At 49.2% G+C, this 8,967-nt stretch carries 7 protein-coding genes; 5 read left to right on the top strand and 2 right to left on the bottom strand.

What is annotated here, in order from left to right:
• The first annotated feature begins 317 nt into the window (after positions 1-317).
• The 5 genes from OGY67_RS15785 (at position 318) to OGY67_RS15765 (ending at position 7,237) form a co-directional block, all read left to right on the top strand.
• Positions 318-1,949, top strand: a complete 1,632-nt coding sequence (locus tag OGY67_RS15785) for a sensor histidine kinase (protein ID WP_003826772.1) — start codon at positions 318-320, stop codon at positions 1,947-1,949.
• Positions 1,946-2,665, top strand: a complete 720-nt coding sequence (dcuR, locus tag OGY67_RS15780) for a two-component system response regulator DcuR (RefSeq protein WP_008786975.1) — start codon at positions 1,946-1,948, stop codon at positions 2,663-2,665. Before OGY67_RS15785 ends, dcuR begins: the two co-directional genes overlap by 4 nt.
• 717 nt (positions 2,666-3,382) lie before the next feature.
• The gene (dcuB, locus tag OGY67_RS15775; RefSeq protein ID WP_003031873.1) at positions 3,383-4,723 is read left to right on the top strand and encodes an anaerobic C4-dicarboxylate transporter DcuB; all 1,341 of its coding nucleotides are present in this window, start codon (positions 3,383-3,385) and stop codon (positions 4,721-4,723) included.
• A gap of 96 nt (positions 4,724-4,819) precedes the next feature.
• Positions 4,820-6,466: a class I fumarate hydratase FumA gene (gene fumA, locus OGY67_RS15770; RefSeq protein WP_286574142.1), complete on the top strand. Its 1,647-nt coding sequence runs from the start codon at positions 4,820-4,822 to the stop codon at positions 6,464-6,466.
• Positions 6,467-6,613: 147 nt separating this feature from the next.
• On the top strand, positions 6,614-7,237 hold the full coding sequence (locus OGY67_RS15765) for a DUF2238 domain-containing protein (protein ID WP_267454702.1): 624 nt from the start codon (positions 6,614-6,616) through the stop codon (positions 7,235-7,237).
• Between the two features lie 20 nt (positions 7,238-7,257).
• On the opposite strand, the gene OGY67_RS15760 is transcribed toward OGY67_RS15765, so the two are convergent.
• Both OGY67_RS15760 and melB read right to left on the bottom strand, forming a co-directional pair.
• Entirely contained in the window at positions 7,258-7,512 is a 255-nt protein-coding gene (locus OGY67_RS15760; protein WP_032942140.1) for a SemiSWEET transporter, read from the bottom strand.
• A 2-nt stretch (positions 7,513-7,514) separates the two neighbouring features.
• Positions 7,515-8,945 (bottom strand): melibiose:sodium transporter MelB, encoded by a 1,431-nt coding sequence (gene melB / locus OGY67_RS15755; RefSeq protein ID WP_286574137.1) that lies wholly within the window; start codon positions 8,943-8,945, stop codon positions 7,515-7,517.
• Positions 8,946-8,967 lie beyond the last annotated feature (22 nt).

Here is an 8,967-nt window from a genome sequence, read left to right as displayed (position 1 = left end):
TGGAGGCGCATTATAGGGAGTTTCCTGCGGCCCGCAACCCTTAAATGACAGAAAAATGACTGACTGCTGCATTCCACAGCAAAACCCCGCCTTATACCCATTTACGCACAGAGTTATCCACAATCGTAAGGAAATTATCTGTAAGCGTCCCTAAAAAGGGAGAGAATCGGTATGAAAACCTCTATATAGAAAGAAATTCACTCTACGCTATATAAAGAAGAAGGACTGACAACTTAAGCGCCATAATCCCTACCACCTTTGAATTACGCACCCCATCAGGCAATAATACCCGCACAAACCGTGATTTCAGGACCGTGATGAGATACTCCCTGCAACGTACTGCTATACGTAAACGCCCGATGAAGCTTGGCACCACCGTGATCCTCATGGTTAGTGCAGTACTCTTCTCCGTGCTGCTTGTCGTTCATCTGATTTATTTCTCGCAGATCAGCAACATGACGCGCGATGCATTAGCGAGTAAAGCTCTTGCGGTCGCGCGAACGCTAGCCAACTCTCCGGAGATCCGCCAGGGACTAATGAAAAAGCCCGAGGAAAGCGGCATTCAGGCGATTGCCCAGGCGGTGAATAAGAGCAACGACTTTTTGTTTATCGTCGTCACTGATATGCAAAGCATTCGTTACTCCCATCCCGAAGCGCAGCGAATCGGTCAGCCATTTAAAGGTGATGACATATTGCTGGCCCTGCAGGGTAAAGAGAATGTCGCCATTAATCGCGGATTCCTGGCTAAAGCTCTACGTGTATTTACTCCTATCTATGACGAACATCATCGGCAGATTGGCGTGGTGTCGATCGGCCTTGAGCTAAGCCGGGTGACTGAGCAGATCAATAACAGCCGCGGCAGCATCATCTGGTCAATCTTATTTGGCGTGCTGGTTGGACTGCTCGGCACATGGGTATTTGTCAAAGTCCTCAAGCGCATTCTGTTTGGCCTGGAGCCTTATGAAATCTCCAATCTGTTCGAACAACGCCAGGCGATGCTGCACTCTATAAAGGAAGGTGTTATTGCCGTTGACGAATGCGGTGAAGTGACCCTGATTAACCAGGCGGCGCAGGAGCTGCTGGATTATCACAAATCACAAGATGATGCCCAGCTCTCCACACTCAGCCATGCGTGGTCACAGGTGGTCGATTTTTCACAGGTACTACATGACGGTACGCCGCGCCGCGATGAAGAGATCATGGTGAAGGATCGGCTACTCTTAATTAACACGGTCCCGGTACTCAGCAACGGTAAAATCATCGGTGCCATTTCAACCTTCAGAGATAAGACTGAAGTCCGAAAACTAATGCAACGTCTGGATGGTATGGTCAACTATGCCGACGCACTTCGTGAACGATCCCACGAATTCATGAATAAATTGCACGTGATTCTGGGATTATTGCATCTGAAAAGTTATAAGCAGCTTGAAAATTACATCCTGAAGACCGCAAACAATTATCAGGAAGAAATTGGCTCACTGTTAGGAAAAATAAAATCACCGGTGATCGCAGGATTTTTACTCAGTAAGATTAATCGCACATCTGATTTAGGCCATAGTCTGGTCATTAGCAATGAAAGCCAGTTACCGGAAAATAGCAACGAAGATCAGGTGGCGGTACTGATTACCGTTCTGGGGAATCTGATTGAAAACGCCCTGGAGGCGCTAGGTCAAGAACCTGGTGGTGAGATCAGCGTATCCTTGCATTATCGACACGGCTGGTTGCATTGCGAAGTGAATGACGATGGTCCGGGGATTGCCCCCGAAAACATTGAGCACATCTTTGAGAAGGGCGTTTCGTCAAAAGGAACCGAACGGGGCGTTGGTTTAGCGCTTGTTAAACAACAGGTTGAAAACGTTGGCGGTAATATTTCCGTCGAGTCTGAACCAGGGATCTTCACCCAATTTTTTGTACAGTTACCGTGGAATGGTGAGAGGGCCAGCAGATGATCAATGTCTTAATTGTCGATGACGATGCAATGGTAGCGGAATTAAACCGCCGTTATGTCGCACAACTCTCCGGTTTTCACTGCTGCGGCACAGCCTCCACGCTGGAGAAAGCAAAAGAGATAATCTTTCATAGCGGTCATCATATCGATCTGATTTTGCTAGATATTTATATGCAAAAAGAAAACGGTCTGGACCTGCTACCGGTTCTGCACAGCGAAGGTTGCAAGTGTGATGTCATCGTCATCTCTTCCGCCGCTGATGCCACCACCATCAAAGATTCACTTCACTACGGTGTTGTTGACTACCTGATCAAACCTTTCCAGGCTTCCCGGTTTGAAGAGGCGCTCACCGGCTGGCTGCACAAGAAAAATGAAATGGACAAGCATCAGTACTATGAACAGTCTGAGCTTGACCAGCTGATTCACGGCAGCTCTTCCAATGAACAGGAAGCACGGCGCTTACCTAAAGGGTTAACGCCACAAACGTTACGCACGCTGTGTCAGTGGATTGATGAGCACCAGGATCAGGAGTTCTCCACGGATGAGCTGGCCAACGAGGTCAATATCTCGCGCGTCTCTTGCCGTAAATACCTTATCTGGCTCGTCAATTGTCACATCTTATTTACCAGCATCCATTATGGCGTGACCGGCAGACCTGTTTATCGTTATCGCGTGCAGGCTGAACACTACTCATTGCTTAAACAATATTGCCAATAAATACACTTGGGATTATTTGTTATTTGAAAGTAACAATTATTAAAATAATGAAAAATCCCAATTTCACCAGCTGGCACTGTAAAATTATAAATTTGCGTTAGATCAAATATATTTGTATCCGGCATGTTAAATGTATTATTTTAATATTGACAACCATCACACTGTTTTTAATTTCAAAATCGCTAACAAAAGTTAATTAAGTATTATCTAACTCGCAGAGTGTGTATTTTTACCCATAAAGGATTAGTCTGAAATTAACCAGACATAAAAAATCTAGACTGGTAGCAATGGAGACCATGCTACGTACCATGGACACCGTACATTTTTGTGAGCAAATAAAAGTATCCGCACGCCGACCTCATCACATTATGAGATGGCGTGACCGTGATCACATAAATAATCTACTCACCCATTCTGTCGGTGGTTCAAGTAATAGCGGAAAACGCAAAACAGATAAATTACAGCGTCAACCGCAGCTTTCCATGCCCAGCTCTGCTTCCCATCGCCTGAGGATTTTCTCCTCTGATCAAAGCCACAGAAAAAAGCTAAATATTTCCATAAATTTGAAAAAACATTCTAGCAAGACATTTGAACATTAATCGCAAATACGGACATATCGAATACTGACCATTTTTTGATGCTTATTCTGGCAAAAAAGAATGTGGCACCGATCCATTTTTTCAAAAATTGACTGGGTTTTTCGCGAGGGTAAATAAAATGTTATTTAGTATACAACTTCTCATAATATTAATATGTTTGTTTTATGGTGCCAGAAAGGGCGGTATCGCGCTGGGTTTATTAGGCGGTATCGGCCTGGTCATTCTGGTTTTCGTTTTCCATCTCCAGCCGGGTAAACCACCTGTAGATGTAATGCTGGTTATTATTGCCGTGGTGGCCGCATCGGCAACCTTGCAAGCCTCCGGCGGCCTTGACGTTATGCTGCAAATCGCTGAAAAGCTGCTGCGCCGTAACCCAAAATACGTTTCCATCGTCGCACCTTTCGTTACCTGCACCCTGACGATTCTCTGCGGTACAGGGCACGTGGTATACACCATCCTGCCAATCATTTATGACGTTGCCATTAAGAACAATATTCGCCCGGAACGTCCGATGGCGGCGAGTTCTATCGGTGCACAGATGGGGATTATCGCCAGCCCGGTTTCTGTAGCCGTTGTGTCGCTGGTGGCAATGCTGGGTAACGTAACGTTTGAAGGCAAGCATCTCGAATTCCTCGACCTGCTCAGCATCACCATCCCGTCTACCCTGTTGGGTATCCTGGCGATCGGTATCTTCAGCTGGTTCCGTGGTAAGGATCTGGATAAAGATGAAGAGTTCCAGAAGTTCATTTCCGTACCTGAAAACCATAACTATGTGTATGGCGATACCGCCACGCTGTTAGACAAAAAGCTGCCGAAAAGCAACTGGTTGGCCATGTGGATCTTCCTGGCCGCTATTGCCGTGGTTGCCGTGCTTGGCGCGTTCTCTGAGTTGCGTCCTACCTTTAGCGGCAAACCGCTGTCAATGGTGCTGGTTATCCAGATGTTCATGCTGCTGACCGGTGCGCTGATTATTATCCTGACGAAGACCAATCCCGCTTCAATATCTAAAAACGAAGTCTTCCGTTCCGGTATGATCGCGATTGTGGCGGTGTACGGTATTGCCTGGATGGCCGAAACAATGTTCGGCGCGCACATGACAGAAATCGAAGGTGTGCTGGGCAATATGGTGAAAGAGTATCCGTGGGCCTATGCAATTGTTCTGCTGCTGGTATCCAAATTTGTAAACTCCCAGGCAGCGGCGCTGGCAGCGATTGTTCCGGTCGCGCTGGCAATCGGGGTTGATCCCGCGTACATCGTGGCTTCTGCTCCGGCATGTTACGGTTACTACATTCTGCCGACCTACCCGAGCGATCTGGCTGCAATCCAGTTTGACCGTTCCGGCACCACCCACATCGGCCGCTTCGTTATCAACCACAGCTTCATTCTGCCTGGCTTGATCGGCGTAAGCGTATCCTGTGTCTTTGGTTGGATCTTCGCCGCAATGTACGGTTTCCTGTAATCACAGTTCGCGTGCCGTCCACGTTGGTACGGCACGCCACCATGAAGACACAGAGAATTTTAAAATTCCTGAGAAAAATGAAAAGGCTGGAAGCAAATGTCAAAAGTTGAATTCACTTACCAGGCGGCTTTCCCACTGGGGGAAGACAAAACTGAGTACTACCTGCTGACATCCGATCACGTCAGCGTCGGCGAGTTTGAAGGCGAAACAATCCTGAAAGTAGCCCCTGAAGCACTTACGCTACTGGCCCAGCAAGCCTTCCACGATGCCTCCTTCATGCTCCGCCCAGAACACCAACAGCAAGTCGCCTCAATTCTCCATGATCCCGAAGCCAGCGAAAACGATAAGTACGTGGCGCTGCAGTTCCTGAGAAACTCCGAAATCGCAGCCAAAGGCGTGTTGCCAACCTGCCAGGACACCGGTACGGCAATCATCATGGGTAAAAAAGGTCAGCGTGTTTGGACCGGCGGCGGCGATGAAGCGGCGCTCTCCAAAGGCGTATTTAATACCTATATCGAAGATAACCTGCGCTACTCGCAAAACGCGGCGCTGGATATGTACAAAGAAGTAAATACCGGCACCAACCTGCCCGCACAGATCGATCTGTACAGCGTGGACGGCGACGAATACAAATTCCTGTGCGTGGCCAAAGGCGGCGGCTCAGCCAACAAAACCTATCTGTATCAGGAAACCAAAGCGCTGCTGACTCCCGGCAAACTGAAAAACTTCCTGGTTGAGAAAATGCGCACGCTGGGTACCGCAGCTTGCCCGCCGTATCACATCGCATTCGTTATTGGTGGTACGTCAGCGGAAAGCACCCTCAAAACGGTGAAGCTGGCCAGCACACACTACTATGACGCGCTACCGACTGAAGGTAATGCTCACGGCCAGGCGTTCCGCGATCTGCAACTGGAACAAGAACTGCTGGAAGAAGCGCAGAAACTCGGCCTTGGTGCTCAGTTCGGCGGGAAATACTTCGCACATGATATCCGCGTGATCCGCCTGCCTCGCCACGGCGCGTCCTGCCCGGTTGGTATGGGCGTTTCTTGCTCTGCAGACCGTAACATCAAGGCCAAGATCAACCGCGAAGGGATCTGGATTGAAAAACTGGAACATAACCCAGGTCAGTACATTCCGGAATCTCTGCGCCAGGCGGGCGAAGGCGAAGTGGTTAAAGTTGACCTTAACCGCCCAATGAAAGATATCCTCGCCCAGCTCTCTCAGTACCCGGTTTCTACTCGTCTGTCACTGAGCGGTACTATCATTGTTGGTCGTGACATTGCCCACGCGAAGTTAAAAGAACGTATTGAGTCCGGCGAAGGTCTGCCGCAGTACGTGAAAGATCATCCGATCTACTACGCGGGTCCGGCCAAAACACCTGCAGGCTACCCGTCCGGTTCTTTAGGTCCAACCACCGCGGGTCGTATGGACTCCTACGTTGACCTGTTACAGTCTCACGGCGGCAGCATGATCATGCTGGCAAAAGGTAACCGTAGCCAACAGGTGACTGACGCCTGCCACAAACACGGCGGCTTCTACTTGGGCAGCATTGGTGGACCGGCAGCGGTACTGGCGCAGCAGAGCATTAAGCATCTGGAATGTGTGGAATACCCGGAGCTGGGTATGGAAGCTATCTGGAAAATCGAAGTAGAAGATTTCCCGGCTTTCATTCTGGTCGATGACAAAGGCAACGATTTCTTCCAGCAAATCGTCAGCAAACAATGCGCTAACTGCGCGAAGTAACCCATTCGGCCCGGCACTGGACTGGCACTAAATTTTTGGCGTCAGTCCAGCGATCCCCCCGGGCCAACTTTATCCCCCCATTTACTGGTATTGAATTTTTGCCGTTCACAGGGAATAGTGACCTTTTCCATTACGTGTGAATTCGCAATGCTCCGCACTCTGAACCCCACAATCTTGCGCACCGGCGCATTGATCCTGGCGCTGATTCTTATCTACACCGGTATCTCTGCCTCTGAGAAAATCACCTGGCTGATGGAAGTCACGCCAGTCATTATTGTCGTCCCGCTGTTGCTGGCTACCATGAAGCAGTACCCATTGACGCCGCTGCTTTATACGTTGATTTTCTTGCACGCCATCATTCTGATGGTAGGCGGGATGTATACCTACGCCAAAGTCCCCGTCGGTTTTCAGGTTCAGGAATGGCTGGATCTCAGTCGAAACCCCTATGACAAGCTGGGCCACTTCTTCCAGGGGCTGGTACCAGCCCTGACGGCAAGAGAGATTTTAGTGCGCGGCAATATTGTCCGTGGTCGTAAGATGCTGGCATTTTTGGTCTGCTGCGTAGCACTGGCGATTAGCGCAATGTATGAACTCATCGAATGGTGGGCTGCGCTGGCAATGGGACAAGGTGCGGATGACTTCCTTGGCACGCAGGGTGACCCGTGGGATACCCAGTCGGACATGTTATGCGCCCTGCTCGGTGCGTTAACAACGGTCCTCGCACTGGCGGGCTGGCACAATCGGCAGTTGAAAATGGCCGGAGAGCGCTAACGCTTCTCCGGCAATCTACATTACCTACTGCGATACTTGATAACCAGAATCGGCAAGGCGAACAACAGTGTCAGAAAGTTCGCCATGCTGACGGCAGTATCTTCAATCAATAATCCGTAAATCAGCCACAAAACCAGCCCGCACACAAACATCACATACATCAAACCGGAGATGCCTTGGGTGTTGCGGGTGGTAATAACCTTAATGGCTTGCGGTAAGAAAGAGAGCGTCGTCAGGCTGGCCGCCAAATATCCAATCAACGAATGCCATTCCATCGCTATGCCTTCACATCGCCTGGAGCCACTACCGCAATAGCCGGGATATCCGGTTGCTCATGGTGCTGCGGCACCTTGCGATACTTATCCAGTAAATGGATCTGGATCCTGCGCAGGGTGTCGCCATTCAGTCGATAAAAGCGGAAATACAGGACTAAGGTCACCACAAAAAAGAGTGCGGGTAGCGCTATCATAATAAACTGCATGCCAACGATGGTTTCGGCAGACTGCGCGACATTTGGCGCGTAATTAATCACCCCGAGTATCAACGCGATAAAGAAAGCGGCAAATGCTGACCCACCTTTTACCACCATTGTCTGCACCGAATAAGCGATACTTTCACAACGAACATTAAGTTTGTATTCGCCGTAATCAACGGTATCTGCCACCATAATGACCTGCAACACCCAGAAAAGCGCCGAACCAATATTCAGTAAAACACCCGCTATAACAATCAGTAAGATATTATGGAAATCTGCCAGCGCCATCACCAGTAGTACGCTACAGCTAAGCACCGGCAACACCGATGCCCCAGCCCACAAGATCCGTCGTGACAACGCGTTTACCAGCCGAGGAAAGAAAATCAGCGTCAACAGGTTTGCCGCACCTGCGTAAGACATGTAGTACGGGAAGAGACTTGCATCACCAATCACGTAGGTAAAATAGTAAATGGCAAAGCCAGCAATGATATTGGATGCAATATTGTAAGCCAGTGCCATACCTAACAGGCAGGATAGCTGGTCATTTTTATAGATAAGCCCAACGATCGCTTTCAACCCAAGACGACTGCTGTCTGCCGTGGCCTCACTGTCTGACGAATAAACCTCATGCACATTCCGTAGCGTCACAACGGTGGAAACGATAAAGAACACGATGAGAATTAGTGTAAACATCTGAAAACCAAAACCACGATCTGCTCCGCCAACATAGCTCACAAAAGGCAGCGTCACGCCTGCGGTAACAAACCCAGAAAGGCTGGCGAAGAAACGGGGGTACGGCACCAGTTGTTCACGCTCGCGTTTATCCAGCGTAATGGTTGGCACCAGTGACCAGAATGGAATATCCATAATGGTGTAGGTCATTCCCCATAATATATACGTCACGCAAACAAATACGACCTGCGCAGTACCCTCAAAAAGATGTGCGCTAAAAAGCAAAAACAGCACCAATGAGTTCGCCAGCGTACCGAGCAAGATCCAGGGTTTAAATTTTCCCCAGCGCGATCGGGTGGCGTTCACAATCCAGCCCATGATGGGATCGTTTACCGCATCCCAGATCCTTGCCGCCAGGAACAACGTTCCGACCAGCCCCACCGATAATCCCACTACGTCGGTGTAGTAATACATCAGGTACATGTACACAATACCGATGGCGAAATCCTTACCAAACGCTCCAAATCCATAACTGAGTTTTGTTGTCAGAGATATGCTCATAGGGTATCGGGTCGCTGTTACC

Origin of the sequence: Citrobacter sp. Cpo015 (assembly GCF_030333035.1) — a bacterium.
Taxonomy (GTDB): Bacteria; Pseudomonadota; Gammaproteobacteria; order Enterobacterales; family Enterobacteriaceae; genus Citrobacter; species Citrobacter portucalensis.
This window is presented reverse-complemented; position numbering and strand designations above follow the sequence as displayed.

Coding starts and splice junctions, on each gene's coding strand:
- OGY67_RS15785 (WP_003826772.1), top strand. CDS start 318: ATGAGATACTCCCTGCAACGTACTGCTATACGTAAACGCCCGATGAAG.
- dcuB (WP_003031873.1), top strand. CDS start 3,383: ATGTTATTTAGTATACAACTTCTCATAATATTAATATGTTTGTTTTAT.
- dcuR (WP_008786975.1), top strand. CDS start 1,946: ATGATCAATGTCTTAATTGTCGATGACGATGCAATGGTAGCGGAATTA.
- OGY67_RS15765 (WP_267454702.1), top strand. CDS start 6,614: ATGCTCCGCACTCTGAACCCCACAATCTTGCGCACCGGCGCATTGATC.
- fumA (WP_286574142.1), top strand. CDS start 4,820: ATGTCAAAAGTTGAATTCACTTACCAGGCGGCTTTCCCACTGGGGGAA.
- melB (WP_286574137.1), bottom strand. CDS start 8,945: ATGAGCATATCTCTGACAACAAAACTCAGTTATGGATTTGGAGCGTTT.
- OGY67_RS15760 (WP_032942140.1), bottom strand. CDS start 7,512: ATGGAATGGCATTCGTTGATTGGATATTTGGCGGCCAGCCTGACGACG.